This window comes from Pseudomonas sp. NFX1, from assembly GCF_051123555.1.
Taxonomy (GTDB): domain Bacteria; phylum Pseudomonadota; class Gammaproteobacteria; order Pseudomonadales; family Pseudomonadaceae; genus Aquipseudomonas; species Aquipseudomonas capeferrum.
Map to the genome: position 1 here is coordinate 3,381,957 of NZ_CP169366.1, position 21,302 is coordinate 3,403,258.

Annotated in this window: 19 protein-coding genes; 1 reads left to right on the forward strand and 18 read right to left on the reverse strand. The window is 63.0% G+C overall.

Annotated features, from left to right (window positions below):
• Positions 1-50: 50 nt before the first annotated feature.
• The 8 genes from rpoS to DJ563_RS15225 all read right to left on the reverse strand — a co-directional run bounded on the left by rpoS (position 51) and on the right by DJ563_RS15225 (position 7,197).
• Positions 51-1,058, reverse strand: coding sequence for an RNA polymerase sigma factor RpoS (rpoS, locus tag DJ563_RS15190; RefSeq protein WP_033700853.1), 1,008 nt, complete (start codon positions 1,056-1,058; stop codon positions 51-53).
• A 108-nt stretch (positions 1,059-1,166) separates the two neighbouring features.
• On the reverse strand, positions 1,167-2,024 hold the full coding sequence (locus DJ563_RS15195; protein WP_047581647.1) for a peptidoglycan DD-metalloendopeptidase family protein: 858 nt from the start codon (positions 2,022-2,024) through the stop codon (positions 1,167-1,169).
• Between the two features lie 193 nt (positions 2,025-2,217).
• A complete protein-coding gene (locus DJ563_RS15200; RefSeq protein ID WP_162181156.1) occupies positions 2,218-2,856 on the reverse strand; it encodes a protein-L-isoaspartate(D-aspartate) O-methyltransferase in 639 nt (212 codons plus the stop codon).
• Between the two features lie 35 nt (positions 2,857-2,891).
• Positions 2,892-3,641, reverse strand: a complete 750-nt coding sequence (gene surE, locus DJ563_RS15205; RefSeq protein WP_274099758.1) for a 5'/3'-nucleotidase SurE — start codon at positions 3,639-3,641, stop codon at positions 2,892-2,894.
• The gene (truD, locus tag DJ563_RS15210) at positions 3,629-4,687 is read right to left on the reverse strand and encodes a tRNA pseudouridine(13) synthase TruD (RefSeq protein WP_274099757.1); all 1,059 of its coding nucleotides are present in this window, start codon (positions 4,685-4,687) and stop codon (positions 3,629-3,631) included. The genes surE and truD overlap by 13 nt, the downstream gene beginning before the upstream one ends.
• Positions 4,684-5,157: a 2-C-methyl-D-erythritol 2,4-cyclodiphosphate synthase gene (gene ispF / locus DJ563_RS15215; RefSeq protein WP_274099756.1), complete on the reverse strand. Its 474-nt coding sequence runs from the start codon at positions 5,155-5,157 to the stop codon at positions 4,684-4,686. The genes truD and ispF overlap by 4 nt, the downstream gene beginning before the upstream one ends.
• A 64-nt stretch (positions 5,158-5,221) precedes the next feature.
• The gene (gene fghA / locus DJ563_RS15220; protein WP_274099755.1) at positions 5,222-6,076 is read right to left on the reverse strand and encodes an S-formylglutathione hydrolase; all 855 of its coding nucleotides are present in this window, start codon (positions 6,074-6,076) and stop codon (positions 5,222-5,224) included.
• Between the two features lie 8 nt (positions 6,077-6,084).
• Complete coding sequence (locus DJ563_RS15225) at positions 6,085-7,197, reverse strand: S-(hydroxymethyl)glutathione dehydrogenase/class III alcohol dehydrogenase (protein WP_033700860.1); 1,113 nt, start codon at positions 7,195-7,197, stop codon at positions 6,085-6,087.
• 107 nt (positions 7,198-7,304) lie between these two features.
• On the opposite strand from DJ563_RS15225, the gene DJ563_RS15230 reads away from it, so the two are divergent.
• A complete protein-coding gene (locus tag DJ563_RS15230; protein WP_186654503.1) occupies positions 7,305-8,201 on the forward strand; it encodes a LysR substrate-binding domain-containing protein in 897 nt (298 codons plus the stop codon).
• Between the two features lie 2 nt (positions 8,202-8,203).
• On the opposite strand, the gene ispD is transcribed toward DJ563_RS15230, so the two are convergent.
• The 10 genes from ispD to lpxB form a co-directional block, all read right to left on the reverse strand.
• Positions 8,204-8,911, reverse strand: a complete 708-nt coding sequence (ispD, locus tag DJ563_RS15235) for a 2-C-methyl-D-erythritol 4-phosphate cytidylyltransferase (protein WP_274099754.1) — start codon at positions 8,909-8,911, stop codon at positions 8,204-8,206.
• Positions 8,908-9,189 carry a cell division protein FtsB gene (gene ftsB, locus DJ563_RS15240; RefSeq protein WP_004375443.1) on the reverse strand — a complete coding sequence of 94 codons (282 nt, stop codon included), beginning with the start codon at positions 9,187-9,189 and terminating at the stop codon, positions 8,908-8,910. The genes ispD and ftsB overlap by 4 nt, the downstream gene beginning before the upstream one ends.
• A gap of 169 nt (positions 9,190-9,358) precedes the next feature.
• Positions 9,359-10,648 carry a phosphopyruvate hydratase gene (eno, locus tag DJ563_RS15245; protein WP_274099753.1) on the reverse strand — a complete coding sequence of 430 codons (1,290 nt, stop codon included), beginning with the start codon at positions 10,646-10,648 and terminating at the stop codon, positions 9,359-9,361.
• A 154-nt stretch (positions 10,649-10,802) separates the two neighbouring features.
• Positions 10,803-11,648 carry a 3-deoxy-8-phosphooctulonate synthase gene (gene kdsA / locus DJ563_RS15250; protein ID WP_033700864.1) on the reverse strand — a complete coding sequence of 282 codons (846 nt, stop codon included), beginning with the start codon at positions 11,646-11,648 and terminating at the stop codon, positions 10,803-10,805.
• 3 nt (positions 11,649-11,651) lie between these two features.
• Positions 11,652-13,280: a CTP synthase gene (locus DJ563_RS15255; protein WP_033700866.1), complete on the reverse strand. Its 1,629-nt coding sequence runs from the start codon at positions 13,278-13,280 to the stop codon at positions 11,652-11,654.
• A gap of 268 nt (positions 13,281-13,548) precedes the next feature.
• Positions 13,549-14,832 carry a tRNA lysidine(34) synthetase TilS gene (gene tilS / locus DJ563_RS15260; protein ID WP_434517976.1) on the reverse strand — a complete coding sequence of 428 codons (1,284 nt, stop codon included), beginning with the start codon at positions 14,830-14,832 and terminating at the stop codon, positions 13,549-13,551.
• A 55-nt stretch (positions 14,833-14,887) separates the two neighbouring features.
• Positions 14,888-15,835, reverse strand: a complete 948-nt coding sequence (locus tag DJ563_RS15265; RefSeq protein WP_033700869.1) for an acetyl-CoA carboxylase carboxyltransferase subunit alpha — start codon at positions 15,833-15,835, stop codon at positions 14,888-14,890.
• 105 nt (positions 15,836-15,940) lie between these two features.
• Positions 15,941-19,465 carry a DNA polymerase III subunit alpha gene (gene dnaE, locus DJ563_RS15270; RefSeq protein WP_434517977.1) on the reverse strand — a complete coding sequence of 1,175 codons (3,525 nt, stop codon included), beginning with the start codon at positions 19,463-19,465 and terminating at the stop codon, positions 15,941-15,943.
• An 84-nt stretch (positions 19,466-19,549) separates the two neighbouring features.
• The gene (gene rnhB / locus DJ563_RS15275) at positions 19,550-20,173 is read right to left on the reverse strand and encodes a ribonuclease HII (RefSeq protein WP_434517978.1); all 624 of its coding nucleotides are present in this window, start codon (positions 20,171-20,173) and stop codon (positions 19,550-19,552) included.
• A gap of 1 nt (position 20,174) precedes the next feature.
• Positions 20,175-21,302 (reverse strand): lipid-A-disaccharide synthase, encoded by a 1,128-nt coding sequence (lpxB, locus tag DJ563_RS15280; protein ID WP_434517979.1) that lies wholly within the window; start codon positions 21,300-21,302, stop codon positions 20,175-20,177.

Here is a 21,302-nt window from a genome sequence, read left to right on the forward strand (position 1 = left end):
TACAAAAACGCCCCGAACTGTCGGGGCGTCTTGTGCTTGCGAACAGCGTGTTACTGGAACAACGACTCGCTGGACAGACCGTTCTTCTCGAGGATCTCGCGCAGACGCTTGAGCCCCTCTACCTGGATCTGCCGTACACGCTCACGGGTCAGGCCGATCTCCAGGCCAACATCCTCCAAGGTGCTGCTCTCGTGCCCGCGCAGACCAAAGCGACGCACTACCACCTCGCGCTGCTTGTCGGTCAGCTCACCCAACCACTGATCGATGCTCTGCGACAGGTCGTCATCCTGCAGCAGCTCACACGGGTCGGTCGGGCGGTCATCGGTGAGGGTATCGAGCAGCGTCTTGTCCGAGTCTGGGCCAAGGGAAACGTCCACCGAAGAAACCCGCTCATTGAGCCCCAGCATGCGCTTGACCTCAGCGACAGGCTTCTCCAGCAAGGTTGCGATTTCTTCTGGCGAAGGCTCGTGGTCGAGCTTCTGGGTCAGCTCCCGCGCGGCACGCAGGTAAACGTTGAGCTCCTTGACCACATGGATCGGCAGGCGAATGGTGCGGGTCTGGTTCATGATCGCCCGCTCGATGGTCTGGCGAATCCACCAGGTCGCATAGGTCGAGAAACGGAAACCACGCTCCGGGTCGAACTTCTCGACTGCGCGGATCAGCCCCAGGTTGCCTTCCTCGATCAGGTCGAGCAACGACAGGCCGCGATTCACGTAACGACGGGCAATTTTGACCACCAGGCGCAGGTTGCTTTCGATCATGCGCTTGCGGCCGGCGGGGTCGCCTTTTTGCGACAGGCGCGCAAAATGCACTTCCTCCTCCGGCGACAGCAGAGGCGAGAAGCCGATTTCGTTGAGGTACAACTGGGTAGCATCAAGTGCCCGAGTGTAATCGATGTACTTGTGCTGCTTGAGCGAAGAGCCGGACTTGGCCCTGGTCCGAACCGAAGGTACAGCAGGTTCGTCTGACACCACATCCGTTTCCAAAACGATGCCCGTCTCCATTAGGAGGACGTCATCGTCGATGTCAAACTCCGGCGCTTCTTTATTGAGAGCCATTGTTATAGTCCTTTGCTGAGTTCGAACTCAGACTCGAGCGGCACCTGTATCCCTGGCAGCGCTGGAGCCTGTCCCCTCTACATCACAGGAACAGGCCGGGTACAACAATCAACGGCGTGGCAGGAACTGGAGTGGATCGACGGGTTTGCCCTGGCGGCGAATCTCGAAATGCAGCTTCACCCGATCAGTGCCCGTGGACCCCATTTCAGCAATCGACTGCCCAGCCTTGACCTGCTGCCCCTCCCGAACCAAAAGCCTGCGGTTGTGACCGTAGGCACTGACGTAGGTATCGCTGTGCTTGATGATGATCAGCTCGCCGTAGCCCCGCAAGCCACTCCCGGCGTAGACCACTGCACCACCAGACGCAGCAAAAACAGGCTGTCCCAAATCACCGGCGATATCAATGCCTTTATTCAAACTACCGTTTGAAGCAAATTTTCCAATCAGCACGCCGTTGGCCGGCCAGGTCCAGCCCCCCACCGCACGCTCTGCAGCCGGCACGGTAGCCACCACCGGCGCAGGGGTTGTCGGGGCCGTGGTTGCCGGCTTGGTGGTGCTGGCAGGTGCGCTGCCGGCGCTGCCAACAGGCCGACGGATGACCGTGGTCTTGCTCGAGGACGACGGGCTGGACACCACCGTGGTGCTGCCCGTGGAACCGCTGCTGAATCGAATCGGCTGGCCGGGGCGAATGGTATAAGGCGCCGGGATGCCGTTACGGGCAGCCAGCTCCTTGTAGTCCCAGCCGTAACGGAAGGCGATGGAGAACAGCGTATCGCCCGGCTTGACGATGTATTGCCCGGAGGTCACCGTCGGCCGCTTGGGCGCTGCATTGTTACGGTCGACCACCCGCGCACTCGTCGAGCTGGTGCTGGAGCAACCCGCCAGCAAGGTGCCCATGGCCAGTGCAAGCACCAGAAGCTTGAAACCCGCCCAATCCTTGCGCTGCCGAATGCCTGTGTGCCCCACCCGCGCTCCCCTCATGGTGCCGAATACCGAAATAACGATAAGAAATGCAATATTGTTGCAATTATAACCGAGCCCACCTGCATTAGGTGGACGGCTGCAAAGGGCCGCTACCGGCAGCGCCATAGCGGATCACCCCGCCAGATAGACAGGGCGATGGCGCAAGAATTCGTCGCTGCCGTAAATATTCCGTGGTTCAGGCCAGCGGGCCATTGAGCAACGGCACGAAGCGCACGGCCCCGAGGACACGCCGGGAGAACCCGTGCTCCTCGCGCACGATCAGCATCAACTGCTGCGCCTCGCCTGCCGGGCCCACCGGGATCACCATGCGCCCGCCTGGCGCCAACTGGTCGAGCAGTGCTTGTGGCACTTCGGGCGCCACTGCGGTGACGATGATGCCATTGTAGGGTGCCAGCGCCTGCCAGCCCTCGCAACCATCCCCCCAGCGGAACACCACGTTACGCAGGTTCAGCTCCACCAGGCGCTCCTTGGCGCGATCCTGCAGCACCTTGATGCGCTCCACCGAGAACACCCGCTCGACCAGTTGGGCAAGTATCGCCGTCTGGTAACCCGAGCCAGTGCCGATCTCCAGCACCTTGTCCAGCGGCCCGGCTTCAAGCAGCAGCTCGCTCATGTGCGCCACCATGAACGGCTGCGAGATGGTCTGGTTGTGGCCGATAGGCAGTGCGGTGTCTTCGTAGGCGCGATGCGCCAAGGCCTCGTCGACGAACAGGTGGCGCGGGGTACGGCGGATCGCGTCGAGCACCTTGGTGTTCGCCACGCCCTCCTCGCACAGGCGCTGTATCAGCCGCTCCCGGGTGCGCTGGGAGGTCATGCCGATACCCCGGCGCAGCATATCGTCCTCGCGCATCAGAGCAGGCCCTCCAGCCAACCGTCGAGCTGTTCGAAAGCATCATTGAAGGTGCGGTCGAGCTGCAGCGGGGTGATCGATACGTAGCCTTGCATCACCGCGTGGAAGTCCGTGCCAGGGCCACCGTCCTCCGCATCACCGGCCACGGCAATCCAGTAACCTTCCTTGCCGCGCGGGTTGACCACCTTGGTCGGTGCCGCCGCTCGCGCCCGGTGACCGAGGCGGGTGAGCTGGATGCCACGGATATGCTCCAGCGGCAGGTTGGGGATGTTGACGTTGAGCACGGTACGCGGCGGCAACTGCAGGCGCGACTGCGCCTCCACCAGGCGCCGGGCGATGTAGGCTGCGGTGGGCAGGTTGTCGGGCTGGCGCGACAGCAACGAAAACGCCAGCGACGTGTTGCCCAGGAAGCGGCCTTCCAGCGCGGCAGCGACGGTACCCGAATACAGCACGTCGTCGCCCAGGTTGGCCCCCAGGTTGATCCCCGACACCACCATGTCCGGCGCCTGCGCCAACAGCCCGTTGAGCCCCAGGTGCACGCAATCGGTCGGCGTGCCGTTGAGGCTGATGAAGCCGTTGGCCAGGGTCTGCGGATGCAGCGGCCGGTCCAGCGTCAGCGAACTGCTGGCGCCGCTCTTGTCTTGATCCGGGGCAATTACCACGCACTCGGCGTAATCCACCAGCGCAGCATGCAGCGCGGCGAGGCCTGGTGCGGTAACACCGTCGTCGTTCGAAATCAGAATACGCATGGGCTGTCCGTCTGCCCTGCCGGCACCAGATCCACGACTTCGCGCACTACTACGGTGGCGAAGCATCCGGCCGGAAGGACGAATTCCAGTTGCAGGATATCAGGCTCCGGATAATGCCACGTCAGGCCGCCAATAGGGAGCCGCAGAATGCGCCGTTCGTGATCCATGCCCGCTTGGGTCAGCCAATGACAAAGTGCCGGCTGCCGCGCCGCGACTGCAGCTTCCAACTCGCCAGTGGCACCCGCGGCGGGCGTTTCGCCCTCGCCCCACAACGCACCGGTGGGATGCAGATCGAGAATATCCAGCCGCGGATCTGAACATTCCTGCTCTGTAGCAGGAAAGAAACTACGGCTAGTGGTGAATGCCAGGAGGTCCCCGACCTGCGCACGTGCCCAGCTACCCTCGGCAACACGGGCGGCGAGGATCTGGTTGAACAGGTAGCTGCGCCCCGCCGAGAGCAGGCGCGAACGCACGTTGCGCTGCTCGGGCAGGGCTTTGCGTGCGGCCCAGTCGAGCGCGTCGTGGACATTGCCACCAGCATGGCCGAAGCGCTGGCTGCCGAAGTAGTTCGGCACACCGTGCTGCTTGAGCGCTTCCAGGCGCGCGTCCAGCGCCTGATGATCGGCGGCAAGGCCGGTCAGGCGGAGGGTGAAGCCGTTGGCCGAATGCGCGCCACGCTGCAGCTTGCGCTGGTGGCGTACCTGTTTGAGCACGCGCAGGCTGGCATCCTCGGCACGCGACAGGTCGGGGTCGGCCTTGCCGGGCAGGTGCAGGCTGAACCACTGACGGGTCAGGGCCTGGCGGTCCTTGAGCCCGGCATAGCTGATCGAACGGGCCGGTACGCCAGCGGCGCGGGCCAGTCGGCGGGCGGCTTCTTCAGTGTTGAGGTCGCGTTTTTCAACCCACAGCCACAGGTGCTCACCTTGGCCGGACAACGGAATGTCCAGCACCTCGTCGACCTGGAAGTCTTCAGCCACGGCCTTGAGTACCGCAGTCCCCAGGGGTTCGCCCGATGCGCGCGGGCCCAGCAGTTCCAGTTCGGTCATGCTGGCAGCAGCAGGGCCACCGCGTGCACGGCGATACCCTCCTCACGGCCGGTGAAGCCCAGCTTCTCGGTGGTGGTGGCCTTGACGTTGACTTGGTCGAGTTCCACCTGCAGGTCCTCGGCGATCAACTGGCGCATGGTCTCGATGTGCGGCGCCATTTTCGGTGCCTGGGCGACGATGGTGGCGTCGACATTGCCCACCTTCCAGCCCTTGGCCTGGACGATGCCGACCACATGGCGCAACAAGGCACGGCTGTCGGCGCCCTTGAACTGCGGGTCGGTGTCGGGGAAGTGCTTGCCGATGTCACCCAACGCAGCGGCGCCGAGCAAGGCATCGCTCAGAGCGTGCAGCAGCACGTCACCGTCGGAGTGGGCCAGAAGGCCATGTTTGTGGGGGATACGGACCCCGCCCAGGGTAATGAAATCACCGTCACAGAAACGGTGCACATCGTAGCCATGGCCAATACGCATAGAAAAACGCCCTGATTGAGTCAGGGCGTGATTCTACCTGCTTTGTGCCGTATTGGGGCTGCGCTTATACCCGGCCCAGTGCCGCCGCGTGATGACGCAAGTGCGCGTCGATGAAGCTGGCGATGAAGTAGTAGCTGTGGTCATAGCCAGGCTGCAGACGCAGGGTCAGCGCGTGCCCACCTTTGCGCGCCGCTTGCTCCAGCGCCTCGGGTTTGAGCTGCTTCTCGAGGAAGTCGTCACGGTCGCCCTGATCCACCAGCAACGGTGGGCAGCTACCTGCAGGCGTTTCCGCCAGCAGCACACTGGCATCCCACTCGCGCCAGCGTGCACGATCGTCACCCAGGAAGCGGCTGAAGGCCTTTTCGCCCCACGGGCAATCCATCGGGTTGCTGATCGGCGAAAACGCCGATATCGAGCGGTAGCGCCCCGGGTTGCGCAAGGCACACACCAATGCGCCATGCCCCCCCATCGAGTGGCCACTGATGCTGCGCTGGTCGGACGCCGGGAAGTGCGCCTCGATCAGGGCTGGCAGTTCCTCCACCACGTAGTCATGCATACGGTAATGCTGCGCCCAGGGTTGCTGGGTGGCATTGAGGTAGAAGCCGGCCCCCAGGCCAAAGTCCCACGCGCCGTCGGGGTCGCCGGGCACCTGCTCGCCACGCGGGCTGGTGTCGGGCGCGACGATGATCAGCCCAAGCTCGGCAGCAAGGCGCTGGGCGCCGGCCTTCTGCATGAAGTTCTCGTCGGTGCAGGTCAGGCCGCTGAGCCAGTACAGCACCGGCAGCTTCGCGCCCTGTTCGGCCTGTGGCGGCAGGTACACGGCAAACACCATGTCGCAGCCGAGCACCTTGGAGTGATGACGGTACCGCTTGTGCCAGCCGCCGAAGCTCTTCTGGCAAGAGATGTTGTCCAGGCTCATGGCAGACCTCAGAAGTGGATCACGCTACGGATGCTCTTGCCTTCATGCATCAGGTCGAAGGCCTTGTTGATGTCTTCCAGGCCCATGGTGTGGGTGATGAACGTATCCAGCGGGATCTCGCCCTTCTCGGCCATGTCGACGTAGCTTGGCAGCTCGCTGCGCCCGCGCACACCACCGAACGCCGAACCGCGCCAGACGCGACCGGTCACCAGTTGGAACGGACGGGTGGCGATTTCCTGGCCGGCACCGGCAACACCGATGATGACCGACTCGCCCCAGCCCTTGTGGCAGCACTCCAGGGCCGCGCGCATCAGTTGCACGTTACCGATGCACTCGAAGGAGAAGTCCACGCCGCCATCGGTGAGGTCGACGATCACTTCCTGGATCGGGCGGTCGTACTCTTTCGGGTTGATGCAGTCGGTGGCACCCAGCTGGCGGGCGATTTCGAACTTGGCCGGGTTGATGTCGATGGCGATGATGCGCGAAGCCTTGGCCTTGACTGCGCCGATGATCGCCGACAGGCCGATGCCGCCGAGGCCGAAGATGGCCACGGTATCACCGGGCTTGACCTTGGCGGTGTTGAGCACGGCACCGATACCGGTGGTGACGCCGCAACCGAGCAGGCAGACCTTCTCCAGCGGGGCTTCCTTCTGGATCTTGGCCACGGAAATTTCCGGCAGCACGGTGTACTCGGAGAAGGTCGACGTGCCCATGTAGTGGAACAGCTGCTGGCCTTTGTAGGAGAAGCGCGTGGTGCCGTCGGGCATCAGGCCCTTGCCCTGGGTGGCGCGAATGGCTTGGCACAGGTTGGTCTTGCCCGAACGGCAGAATTTGCACTGGCCGCACTCCGGGGTGTAGAGCGGAATGACATGATCGCCCACGGCCACGGAGGTCACGCCCTCGCCCACCGCCTCGACGATCGCGCCACCTTCGTGGCCAAGGATCGAGGGGAAGATCCCTTCCGGGTCAGCACCGGACAGGGTATAGGCGTCGGTGTGGCAGACACCGCTGGCAACCACGCGCAGCAGCACTTCGCCGGCCTTGGGCATGGCCACGTCCACTTCGACGATTTCCAGGGGTTTCTTGGCTTCGAAGGCTACGGCAGCACGGGACTTGATCATCAAAGGTCTCCAGACAGAAGGTCAGTTCAGTCTCGCAGTGTAATTCATGCTTTTTTGATGAATAATCCAGACAAAGACAAAACATTATTGCCATGCAGGGATAATCAATGAGCAGCCGCTGGGAAGGCATCGACGAATTCGTTGCGGTGGCCGAGTCTGGCCAGTTCACCGCCGCAGCTGAGCGCCTGGGTGTGTCGTCCTCGCATATCAGCCGTCAGATCGCGCGGCTGGAGGAGCGTCTGCAGACGCGCCTGCTGTACCGCAGCACCCGGCGCGTCACCTTGAGCGAAGCCGGGCAGACGTTCCTGCAGCACTGCCAACGCCTGCAGGATGGCCGTGAAGAAGCCCTGCGCGCGATGGGCGACCTGGCCAGCGAGCCCAAAGGCTTGCTGCGCATGACCTGTGCAGTGGCCTATGGCGAGCGTTTCATCGTGCCACTGGTGACGCGCTTCATGGCGCAGTACCCGCAACTGCGGGTTGAAGTGGAACTGAGCAACCGCACGCTGGACCTGCTGCATGAAGGCATGGACCTGGCCATTCGCCTCGGCCGGCTGGCCGACTCCAGGCTGGTTGCCGCCCGCCTGGCACCGCGGCGCATGTTCCTGTGCGCCTCGCCGGCTTATCTGGAGCGCTACGGTCGGCCGCACAGTCTGTCGGAACTGGCCCGGCACAACTGCCTGATTGGCAGTTCGGACCTGTGGGCGCTGCTGCAGGACGGCCGCGAGATCAGCCAGCGGGTGCAGGGCAACTGGCGCTGCAACAGCGGGCAAGCCGTGCTGGACGCGGCTTTGCTGGGGATGGGCCTGTGCCAATTGCCGGACTATTACGTGCTGGAGCACCTCAACAGCGGTGCGCTGGTGTCACTGCTGGAGGCACATCAGCCACCGAATACGGCAGTGTGGGCGCTGTACCCACAGCAACGGCATCTGTCGCCGAAGGTTCGGCGGCTGGTGGATTACCTGAAAGAAGGGCTGGCGGGGTTGCCGGAGTATCGACTGGGCTGACTTCAGCGCCGCCCAGCCCAGCGCTGGCGCAACCACTCCAAATCTTCCGGCCGGGTCACCTTGATGTTGTCGCTGCGGCCCTCGACCAGCCGCGGCGCCTGGCCGGACCATTCGATGGCTGACGCCTCGTCGGTGACCACCACATCGGAAACCAAGCACTCGGCCAGCGCTCGGTGCAAGGCGCCGAGGCGGAACATCTGCGGTGTATAGGCCTGCCAGATGGTGCTGCGGTCTACGGTGGCCGTGACCCGACCCGTAGCATCGGCACGCTTCAATGTATCGCGTGCCGGTACTGCCAACAGGCCGCCAACAGGGTCATTGGCCAATGCTGACAACAGTTTGTCCAGGTCGGTACGCGCAAGGTTCGGCCGCGCAGCATCGTGCACCAGTACCCAGTCGTTGTCCGAAGCCCCTTGCGCATGCAGCAGCAGCAAGGCGTTGAGCACCGAGTCGGCGCGCTCGCGGCCACCCGCCGCGCGCTGGATGCGCGGGTCGCTGGCGCAGCGCAGGCCGGGCCAGTACGGGTCATCTTCGGCAATGCTGACCACCACGCCCTTGAGCGTGGGGTGGCCAAGAAAACAGTCGAGGCTGTGCTCGAGAATAGTCTGCCCGGCCAGCTCCAGGTACTGCTTGGGGCGGTCGGCAGCCATGCGGGCACCAACGCCCGCAGCAGGAATCACGGCCCAGAAGGCCGGTAATGTATCAGTCATTTTTGCGGCAACTGGAAGAGGGTTTCGCCCTCTTTGACCATCCCCAATTCATGACGAGCCCGTTCTTCCACGGTCTCCATACCTTTCTTCAACTCCAGGACTTCTGCATCAAGCACGCGGTTACGTTCAAGCAGACGCTCGTTTTCGGCATGCTGCTCGGCGATCTGCTGCTTGAGCTCGGTCACTTGCGCCAGGCTGCCGTTGCCCACCCAAAGGCGGTACTGCAGGCCACCCAACAGCAGAAGCAGAACGAGGAACAACCAATAGGGACTGCGCATCAAGGTATCCAGGTTAAAAAGACCGCCGCGTACTGTTCACTTCGGGGCCTCGAATAGCACGAAGCCTGGCCGAGGCCAGGCTTCGTCGACAGAAACCCGTTGGAAGTGTAGGAACATTCAGTACGAATGTTCCGACAGCTCCGGCTGCTGTCTTTTTACCATCTCTTGCTTAACCGCGAAACTCGGTACGACCACGGTAAACCGCCTTGGCACCCAGTTGCTCTTCGATGCGCAGCAGTTGGTTGTACTTCGAAACGCGGTCGGAACGGCACAGCGAACCGGTCTTGATCTGGCCGGCAGCAGTACCCACGGCCAGGTCGGCGATAGTCGAGTCTTCGGTTTCACCGGAACGGTGCGAGATCACCGCGGTGTAGCCGGCAGCCTTGGCCATCTGGATGGCTTCCAGGGTTTCGGTCAGCGAACCGATCTGGTTGAACTTGATCAGGATCGAGTTACCGATGCCCTTCTCGATGCCTTCCTTGAGAATCTTGGTGTTGGTCACGAACAGGTCGTCACCGACCAGTTGCACCTTTTCGCCGATCTTGTCGGTGAGGATCTTCCAGCCAGCCCAGTCGGACTCGTCCAGGCCGTCTTCGATCGAGATGATCGGGAAGCGCTCGGTCAGGCCTTTCAGGTAGTCGGCAAAGCCTTCGGCGTCGAACGACTTGCCTTCGCCGGACAGGTTGTACTTGCCGTCTTCGTAGAATTCGGAAGCCGCGCAGTCCAGGGCCAGGGTCACGTCGGTGCCCAGCTTATAGCCTGCTTTTTCCACGGCTTCAGCGATGGCCGCCAGGGCGTCTTCGTTGGACGCCAGGTTCGGCGCGAAGCCGCCTTCGTCACCAACGGCAGTGTTCAGGCCGCGAGCCTTCAGTACCGCCTTGAGGTGATGGAAGATTTCGGTGCCCATGCGCAGGCCGTCGGAGAAGGTCTTGGCGCCAACCGGCTGCACCATGAACTCCTGGATATCGACGTTGTTGTCGGCGTGCTCGCCACCGTTGATGATGTTCATCATCGGAACCGGCATCGAGTACTGGCCCGGGGTGCCGTTCAGGTTGGCGATGTGCGCGTACAGCGGCAGGTCCTGGTCCTGGGCAGCGGCCTTGGCGGCAGCCAGGGAAACAGCCAGGATGGCGTTGGCGCCCAGCTTGGCTTTGTTCTCGGTACCGTCCAGGTCGATCATGGCGCGGTCCAGAGCCTTCTGCTCGGAAGGGTCCTTGCCCAGCAGCAGGTCGCGGATCGGGCCGTTGATGTTGGCGACGGCCTTCAGCACGCCCTTGCCCAGGTAACGGCTCTTGTCGCCATCACGCAGCTCCAGCGCTTCGCGCGAGCCGGTAGAAGCACCGGACGGCGCGCAAGCGCTACCGATGATGCCGTTGTCGAGCAGTACATCGGCTTCCACGGTGGGGTTGCCACGCGAATCGAGAACTTCACGACCTTTGATGTCGACGATTTTTGCCATTGTTGTAAGCACTCCAGAATTGACGAAAACAACGCAGCTTAGGAAATCCTTGCACTTCACCAGGCGGGGTATGCAGCAGGCAGGCCTGATAAAAGCACTCCCTGACCAAACGGTCAGGGAGAGAACGGGCGGTACTTTACCCGAGAAATGAGCTTTACGCGGTTTCTACCGTCGGAAAACTTTTCACCAGGTCGTCCAATTGCTTGAGCTGGGCCAGGAACGGCTCCAGCTTGTCCAGGCGCAGGGCGCATGGACCATCGCACTTGGCGTTGTCCGGATCGGGGTGGGCCTCGAGGAACAGACCAGCCAGGCCCTGGCTCATGCCGGCCTTGGCCAGGTCGGTGACCTGGGCGCGGCGGCCACCGGCAGAGTCCGAGCGGCCGCCCGGCATTTGCAGGGCGTGGGTCACATCGAAGAATACCGGGTACTCGAACTGCTTCATGACGCCGAAGCCGAGCATGTCCACTACCAGGTTGTTGTAGCCGAAGCTCGAACCACGCTCGCAGAGGATCAACTGATCGTTACCGGCCTCTTCACACTTGGCCAGGATGTGTTTCATCTCCTGGGGTGCGAGGAACTGAGCTTTCTTGATGTTGATCACCGCGCCGGTCTTGGCCATGGCCACCACCAGGTCGGTCTGGCGCGACAGGAAGGCCGGCAACTGGATGATGTCGCAGACCTTGGCCACCGGCTCGGCCTGGTAAGGCTCGTGCACGTCGGTGATCACCGGCACGTTGAAGGTGCGCTTGATCTCTTCGAAGATCTTCAGCCCCTCTTCCATGCCCGGGCCACGGTAGGACGCCACCGACGAACGGTTGGCCTTGTCGAAGCTGGCCTTGAACACGTACGGGATACCGAGCTTCTCGGTCACCCGCACGTACTCTTCGCAGACCTTCAGGGCCAGGTCACGGGACTCCAGAACGTTCATGCCGCCGAACAGGACGAACGGCTTGTCGTTGGCGATCTCGATGTTACCGACGCGAATGATCTTCTGGGTCATTGATCAGGCCTTGTTCTTCTGAGCCAGGGCTGCCTTGACGAAGCCACTGAACAGCGGGTGGCCGTCACGCGGGGTCGAGGTGAACTCCGGGTGGAACTGGCAGGCGACGAACCATGGGTGGTCCTTGGACTCGACCACTTCCACCAGCGCGCCGTCTTCGGAACGACCGGAGACCACCAGGCCAGCGTCGAGCAGCTGTGGCAGCAGGTTGTTGTTCACTTCGTAGCGGTGACGGTGACGCTCGGTGATCACGTCCTTGCCGTAGCAGTCGTGAACCTTGGAACCCGAGACGATCTGGCAATCCTGTGCGCCCAGGCGCATGGTGCCGCCCAGGTCGGAGGCTTCGGTGCGGGTCTCGACGGCACCGGTGGCATCGGCCCACTCGGTGATCAGGCCGACGACCGGGTGGCCGCTGTTGCGGTCGAACTCGGTGGAGTTGGCGTCCTTCCAGCCCATCACGTTACGGGCGAACTCGATCACGGCAACCTGCATGCCCAGGCAAATACCCAGGTACGGCACCTTGTTCTCACGGGCGTATTGCACCGCAGTGATCTTGCCTTCGACGCCGCGCAGGCCGAAACCGCCCGGTACCAGAATGGCATCGGCGCCTTCGAGCAGGCTGGTGCCCTGGTTCTCGATGTCTTCGGAGTCGATATAGCGCAGGTTGACCTTGGTACGGTTGGTGATGCCGGCGTGGCTCATCGCTTCGATCAGCGACTTGTACGCATCCAGCAGCTCCATGTACTTGCCGACCATGGCGATGGTCACTTCGTGCTCTGGGTTGAGCTTGGCGTCGACCACTTTGTCCCACTCGGACAGGTCGGCGCTGTTGCACTGCAGGCCGAAGCGCTCGGTGACGAAATCATCCAGGCCCTGAGCATGCAGGATGCCCGGGATCTTGTAGATGGTATCGGCGTCTTCCAGCGCAATCACCGCCCGCTCTTCAACGTTGGTGAACTGGGCGATCTTGCGACGCGACGAGCTGTCGATCGGGTGATCGGAGCGGCATACCAGCACGTCAGGCTGCAGGCCGATGGAGCGCAGCTCCTTGACCGAGTGCTGGGTAGGCTTGGTCTTGGTCTCGCCAGCAGTGGCGATGTACGGAACCAGCGTCAGGTGCATCAGCATCGCGCGCTTGGCGCCGACTTCGAAACGCAACTGGCGGATGGCCTCGAGGAACGGCTGCGACTCGATGTCGCCGACGGTACCGCCGATTTCCACCAGGGCCACGTCGGCATCGCCGGCACCCTTGATGATGCGACGCTTGATCTCGTCGGTGATGTGCGGGATGACCTGGATGGTCGCGCCCAGGTAGTCACCACGACGCTCTTTGCGCAGCACGTGCTCGTAGATGCGGCCAGTGGTGAAGTTGTTGTTCTGGGTCATGGTCGTGCGGATGAACCGCTCGTAGTGGCCCAGGTCAAGGTCAGTCTCGGCGCCATCATGGGTGACGAAGACTTCACCGTGCTGGAACGGACTCATGGTGCCAGGATCGACGTTGATGTACGGATCCAGCTTGAGCATGGTGACCTTGAGCCCCCGCGCTTCCAGGATGGCCGCCAGGGAAGCCGAGGCAATGCCTTTCCCCAATGAAGAAACAACACCGCCCGTGACGAATATGTAGCGCGTCATGAAAAACCCTAGAAGTCTGCGTTAAGGCGGCCAGCGCCGCCGGAGAAAGCGAAGGAAGGCCGAAGCCCCCGATCACCTGCGTCAATCACAGTGCATCTCGAAAAACTGCCGCGTCTGTACAAACCAGGGTATCCCCGGCATGGAGCTCGCTCGTCATTTCCAGAATCAGCCCAGCAAAAAACTGCGTGGTAATCGGCAACTGCTGTGTTTCCGAGGAACGCACAGAAGTTGTATCAAGAAGGGAGGGTAGTCTACCGGAATGTACCCTTCAGCTCAAACCTTGCGCGTTCGTCGGAGGCAGCCAATGCAGCTGGCAATCCGCCTGGCCGAGTTCGGGCAGATTGGCCACTGCCAGCAAGCGCTCGCCCTGATACAGCAATGGCAGGCGCGCACGCACGAAATGCGGCACCTGCAGTGCGTTGAGCAAGCGCTTCAGGTCGCGCCGGCCACGCCCTGCAAGTTCAAGCACTTCACCGCCCTGACGATAGCGGATACACAGCCCGGCCAGGGGCTGGGACGCAGTCAACCGCACACTGCCGTTGCCTGGCAGTGCCAGCACCGCAGAGGGCTCGGGCCAGGCGAACTCGCCTTGCGGTGCCTGCAGCCAGTCACCGCTCAACCACCAGATACGGCCGTTGCTGCGCAGCAACCGGCCGTCGGCCAGGCGCCAGACCGGCTGGGCGTCGGCTGCGGCATCACGCAGATCGGCCCAGCCAGCCCAGTGACGCGCGTCGGGCAACCGGGTGCGAGCGCTGAGCCAGTATTGCAGGGCATTGCGCTGACGAGCGGGCGTCAGCGCCGTGAGCACCGCAAGGTCGAGGGAATCCAGCCGCGCCCAGGGCGCAGCAGCGCCCTCCCCGGCCTTGGCCAGATCGGCCTGGGCCACTTCATCCAGCAGCCCCAGCGCTTCACCCAGGTGCTCGGCGCAACGGGCCAGGTTCTGGCTGGCCTGCGGCCAACGCTGCTGCAGCACGGGGAACACTTCGCCGCGCAAATAATTGCGGGCAAAGGCGGTGTCGCTGTTAGAGGGGTCTTCAATCCAGCTCACCCCCTGGGCTTGGGCATACGCCTGCAACTGTTGGCGCGCAATCGCCAGCAGTGGCCTGGCCAGCGTGCCCTGCCCCAGCGCCCGCTCGGCCGGCATCGCGGCCAAACCGCGCAGGCCGGTGCCACGCAACAGACGAAAGAGCAAGGTTTCTGCCTGGTCTTCGCGATGTTGCCCGGTGAACAGCACTTCACCGGGGCCGAGCAGTTGCTTGAATGCCGCGTAACGGGCATCGCGGGCAGCCTGCTCGAGGCTGGCACCGGGCGCGACCTGGACGTGCATCACGCTGAGCGGGATGCCCAGCGTGGCGCAGACATGCGTGCAGTGCGCCGGCCAGGCGTCAGCCGCAGGCTGTAGACCGTGATGGATATGGATGGCGTGCAGAGGAGGCGCTGGGTGAGTACGGGCGTAATCGGCCAGCAGGTGCAGGAGGACGGTAGAGTCGAGGCCGCCGGAGAAAGCGACGTGCCAGGTGGGGGCTTGAAGCCAGGGGGTGAGGTTGAGCATGAGGGCCTCACACGGCTTGGAATCGCTGGGGCCGCAAAGCGGCCCCAGTGATGCATCAGAGGCCGTAGCTCATCAGGCGCTCGTAGCGACGGGCCAACAGCGCGTCATTATCAAGCTTGCCAAGCATGTCCAACTGCTGCACCAGATCAGCACGAATGCTTTCCGCCATCTGCGCCGGGTCACGGTGGGCGCCACCCAGCGGCTCCTGGATGACCTTGTCGACGATGTTCAGGCTCTTCAGGCGCTCGGCCGTGATGCCCATGGCCTCGGCGGCATCGGCAGCCTTGTCGGCGGTCTTCCACAGGATCGAAGCGCAACCTTCTGGCGAGATCACCGAGTAGGTGGAGTACTGCAGCATGTTCAGCTGATCGCACACACCAATGGCCAGCGCACCGCCAGAACCACCTTCACCGATCACGGTGGCGATGATTGGCGTCTTCAGGCGCGCCATGACGCGCAGGTTCCAGGCGATCGCTTCGCTCTGGTTGCGCTCTTCGGCGTCGATGCCCGGGTAGGCGCCCGGTGTGTCGATGAAGGTCAGGATCGGCATCTTGAAGCGCTCGGCCATTTCCATCAGGCGGCACGCCTTGCGGTAGCCCTCCGGGCGTGGCATGCCGAAGTTGCGGCGCACTTTCTCGCGCACTTCACGGCCCTTCTGGTGGCCGATGACCATTACCGCCTGACCATCCAGGCGAGCGGTACCGCCCACGATCGCGGCGTCGTCGGAGAAGTGGCGGTCACCGTGCAGCTCTTCGAATTCGGTGAAGATGTGCTGCAGGTAGTCCAGGGTGTATGGACGACGCGGGTGACGGGCCAGCCGGGCGATCTGCCAGCTGGTCAGGTTGCCGAAGATGCTTTCGGTCAGGGTATTGCTCTTGTCTTGCAGACGGGCAATTTCATCGCTGATGTTCAGCGAGTTGTCGTTACCCACCAGGCGCAGCCCTTCGATCTTGGCTTGCAGGTCGGCAATCGGCTGTTCGAAATCGAGGAAATTCGGGTTCATAGGCATCCGTCTTGGGTCTACGGCCAGGCGGCCGGCCGGTTGATCCGTTTGGCGCCCTACCTTAAGGGATCGGGCGCATTCAGGTCGAGATTAAAATTCGTCGATTCAACGATATTGCAGGAAGACGTTCTCACGCCCGAACTGGTCACGCAGTGCCTGAATCAGGCCGTCCGCCGGGTCGATCGACCATTCATCGGCGAACTGCAGCATGGCCTTGGCGTCACTGCCGGTGTACTCCAGGGTGATCGGGCAGCCGCCGCGGTGCCGGGTGATCAGCTCACCCAGCCAGTTCAGGCGGTCGCCCTTGAGCGCGTCATGGGCGACTTTCAGGCGCAGGCTTTCGGCCAGACGCGTGCGGGCATCTTCCATGGTCATCACCTGCTTGACCCGCAGGCGCAAGCCACCGGAGAAGTCATCGTTGCTGACCTCGCCTTCGACCACGACCATGGCATCGTTCTGCAGCAGTGACTGGGCAGCCATGAAGGAGTCGGCAAACAGCGACGCCTCGATACGCCCAGAGCGGTCATCGAGGGTGACGAAGCCCATCTTGTCACCCTTCTTGTTCTTCATTACCCGCAAGGCAATGATCATGCCGGCGATCGTCTGCGACTCGCGGGACGGCTTCAGGTCGATGATGCGCTGGCGGGCGAAACGGCGAATCTCGCTTTCGTACTCATCGATCGGGTGGCCGGTAAGGTACAGGCCAAGCGTGTCCTTCTCGCCTTTGAGGCGCTCTTTGAGGGTGAGTTCGCGGACCTTGCGGTGGTTGGCATAGACGTCCGAATCGGCCTCCACGAACAACCCACCGAACAGGTCGACATGGCCGCTGTCGGCGGTACGTGCGGTCTGCTCGGCAGACTTGACCGCCTCTTCCAGCGCCGCCAGCAAGGTTGCGCGGTTGCGGTCGATGTTGGCCTGGTAGGCCTTGATTTCGTCATGGAAGTACGGGCCGAGGCGGTCCAGTGCACCACTGCGGATCAGGGCATCGAGGGTGCGCTTGTTAACGCGCTTGAGGTCGACACGCTCACAGAAATCGAACAGGTCCTTGAACGGCCCGCCCTGCGCACGCACTTCGACGATGGCTTCGACCGGCCCCTCGCCCACGCCCTTGATCGCGCCCAGGCCATAGACGATACGGCCATCGTCGTTGACGGTGAACTTGAAGTCGGAGGTGTTCACATCGGGCGCGTCGAGGCGCAGCTTCATGCTGCGCACTTCCTCGATCAGCACCACCACCTTGTCGGTGTTGTGCATATCCGCCGACAACACCGCCGCCATGAACGGCGCCGGGTAGTGGGTCTTGAGCCAGGCGGTCTGGTACGACACCAAGCCATAGGCGGCAGAGTGGGATTTGTTGAAACCGTAACCGGCGAACTTCTCTACCAGGTCGAAGATGTTACCTGCCAGGTCACCATCAATGCCGTTATTGGCGCAACCTTCGATGAAACCGCCGCGCTGCTTGGCCATTTCCTCGGGCTTTTTCTTACCCATGGCACGACGCAGCATGTCGGCACCGCCCAGGGTATAGCCGGCCATGACCTGGGCAATCTGCATCACCTGCTCTTGATACAGGATGATGCCGTAGGTGGGCGCCAGTACCGGCTGCAGGCCGTCATACTGGTAATCCGGGTGCGGGTAGGCCAGCTCGGCGCGGCCGTGCTTGCGGTTGATGAAGTCGTCCACCATGCCCGACTGCAGCGGGCCCGGGCGGAACAGCGCCACCAGTGCGATAAGGTCTTCCAGGCAGTCCGGCTTGAGCTTCTTGATCAACTCCTTCATGCCGCGCGATTCGAGCTGGAACACTGCCGTGGTCTCGGCTTTTTGCAGCAGCTCGTAAGTCTTGCGGTCATCCAGCGGAATGAAGTCGATGTTCAGGTCCGGCAGGTCCTGCTTGGCCTGCTCACGGTTGATCGTCTCCATCGCCCACTTGATGATGGTCAGTGTGCGCAGGCCGAGGAAGTCGAACTTGACCAGCCCGGCGGCCTCGACATCGTCCTTGTCGAACTGGGTCACCAGGCCGCCGCCTTCTTCGTCACAGGCGATCGGCGAGAAGTCGGTGAGCTTGGTCGGGGCGATTACCACGCCACCGGCGTGTTTGCCGGTACCGCGGGTGACCCCCTCGAGCTTGAGGGCCATGTCCCAGATCTCGCGGGCATCTTCGTCGCCCTTGAGGAAGTCACGCAGGATTTCTTCCTGCTCGTAGGCCTTCTCCAGGGTCATGCCGACTTCGAAGGGGATCATCTTCGACAGGCGGTCGGCCAGGCCGTAGGACTTGCCCTGCACCCGCGCCACGTCGCGCACCACCGCCTTGGCGGCCATGGTACCGAAGGTGATGATCTGGCTGACCGCGTTACGCCCGTAGGCATCGGCCACATATTCAATGACCCGGTCGCGGCCATCCATGCAGAAGTCGACGTCGAAGTCGGGCATGGATACACGTTCAGGGTTGAGGAAGCGCTCGAACAGCAGGTCGTAGGCCAGCGGGTCGAGGTCGGTGATCTTCAGCACGTAGGCGACCAAAGAACCGGCACCCGAACCCCGGCCCGGGCCCACCGGCACACCGTTGTTCTTGGCCCACTTGATGAAGTCCATAACGATCAGGAAGTAGCCCGGGAAGCCCATCTGGATGATGATGTCCAGCTCGAACTTCAGGCGGTCCAGGTAGACCTGGCGCTTTTCTTCATAGTCTGGCGTGGTCTCCTTGGGCCAGAGCACCGCCAGGCGCTCCTCCAGGCCTTCATGGGAGACATGGCGCAGATAATCGTCGATGCCCATGCCGTTGGGCGTGGGGAAGTCGGGCAGGAAGTGCTTGCCCAACTGCACCTGGATGTTGCAACGCTTGGCGATTTCGACGGTGTTGGCGATGGCGTCGGGCAGGTCGCTGAACAGCTCGGCCATTTCGTCCGAGCTCTTGAGGTACTGCTGGTCACTGTAGTTACGCGGGCGACGCGGGTCGTCCAGGGTCCAGCCCTCACCGATGCAGACACGGGTTTCGTGGGCATCGTAGTCGGCCTGCTTGATGAAGCGCACATCGTTGGTCGCCACCAGCGGTGCGCCAACCTTGTCGGCCAGTGCCACGGCGGCGTGCACGTATTCTTCGTCGCGCGCGCGGTTGGTGCGCTGCACTTCGACGTAGAAGCGCTCGGGGAACATGCCCAGCCAATCGCGCAGCAGCGCTTCGGCCTCTTCAACCCTGCCGCCCAGCAGCGCCGCGCCGATGTCGCCTTCCTTGCCGGCGGACAAGGCGATCAGGCCCTCGCTGGCGGGGGCGATCCATTCACGCTGCAGAATCACCAGGCCATTACGCTGGCCTTCGACCCAGCCCCGCGAAATCAGCTCGGTGAGGTTGCGATAGCCCGTGGGGTTCATCGCCAGGAAGCAGATGCGCGACAACGGTGCTTCCGGGTCGGCCCCGGCCAGCCACAGGTCGGCACCACAGATCGGCTTGATCCCGGCGCCCATGGCGGACTTGTAGAATTTCACCAGCGAGCACATGTTGCTCTGGTCGGTGATCGCCACCGCCGGCATGTTCATCCCCGCCAGCGCCTTGGCCAGCGGTTTGATCCGCACCAGACCGTCGACCAGCGAGAATTCGGAGTGCACGCGAAGGTGAACGAAGGGAACCGACATGGATGATCCTGTAGCAGAACGACAAGGGCGGGATTGTAGCGTAAAAACGAGGGTATTTTGGGGCCGCTGCGCGGCCCTGGCAGGCTAAATCAAGGAATCGACAACGCCTTCGCGCGCTTCCCAAGCCGCCCGCACAGGCGCAAAGGAACGCCGATGAATGGGCGTTGGCCCAAGCCGCGCCAGGGCCTCAAGGTGCACCGGCGTCGGGTAGCCCTTGTGCCCACCGATGCCATAACCGGGGTAGATCAGCTCGAACGCGCTCATCTCCCGGTCACGTGTCACCTTGGCCAGGATCGAGGCCGCCGCGATCGCCGGCACCTGGCTATCGCCCTTGATCACCGGCGCCGCAGGCACTGCGAGTTTCGGACAGCGGTTACCGTCGATCAGTGCCAGCTTGGGCGTAACGTGCAGGCCCTCGACCGCGCGCTGCATCGCCAGCATGGTGGCCTGAAGGATGTTCAGGCGGTCGATTTCGTCGACCTCGGCGCGGGCAATGCAATAGCTCAGTGCCTTTTCGCAGATTTCGTCGAATAACGCTTCGCGCTTGGCTTCGGTGAGCTTCTTCGAATCATTCAGGCCCAGGATCGGCCGTGCCGGATCGAGGATCACCGCAGCGGTGACCACCGCACCGCACAGCGGGCCACGGCCGACTTCATCGACACCGGCGACCAGGTCTTCGACCAGGTTGAAATCGAGTCCTATTTGCATGTCAGCGATCCTTGAGCAAAGCCAGCACCGCCTCGGCCGCCTGGTTGGAGGCGTCCCGGCGCAGGGTGCGGTGAATCTCGTCGAAACGTTCGGTCTGCTGGCTGCCGTCGGCCACCAAGGGGGCCAAGGTCTGCGCCAGGGCTTCGCTGGTGGCGTCATCCTGCAACAGTTCAGGCACCAGCGCACGCTGGGCCAGCAGGTTGGGCAACGACACGTAGGGGCTTTTCACCAGGCGCTTGAGAATCCAGTAGGTCAGCGGCGCCAGGCGGTAGGCCACCACCATGGGCCGCTTGTACAGCAGGGCCTCCAGGGTGGCGGTACCCGACGCAATCAGCACCGCATCACAAGCCGCCAAGGCCTGGTGTGACTGGCCGTCGAGCAGAGTCAGCGGCAGCTCGCGCCCTTCGAGCATCTGCTCGACCTGGGCACGCCGCGCGGCATTGGCACACGGCAGCACGAAACGTACACCTGGCACCCGCTCGCGCAAGCGCTCGGCCGCATCGAGGAACAGCGCGCCAAGGCGCCCGACCTCACCGCCACGGCTGCCTGGCATCAGTGCAACCACCGGGCCGGGCCCCAGGCCAAGCTCACTGCGCGCCGCCTGCCGATCCGCTTCGAGGGGGATGGTGTCGGCCAGCGGGTGGCCGACAAAGCGCACCGGCACACCCTGCTCTTCGTAGAACCGCGCCTCGAACGGCAGCAGTGTCAGCATCAGGTCGCAGCCTTGACGGATCTTCAGCACGCGCTTCTGCCGCCAGGCCCACACGGAAGGGCTGACGTAGTGCACGGTCTTGATACCGGCCTGACGAAGCTTCAATTCGATATTGAGGGTGAAATCCGGGGCGTCGATGCCGATGAACACATTGGGCTTTTCGGCGATCAGCGCCTGGATCAGCAGTTTACGGCGCTTGAGCAGCTCACGCAGGCGCCCCAGCACTTCGACCAGGCCCATCACGGCCAGGCGCTCCATGGGGAAATAGGACTGTAGGCCTTCGGCTTCCATCAAGGGGCCGCCAACGCCGATGAACCGCACGTCGGGATGGCGGGCCTTGAGGGCGCGCATCAAGCCGGAACCGAGAATATCGCCGCTGGCCTCACCCGCGACCAGGGCTACGCAAAGCTGGGCCAT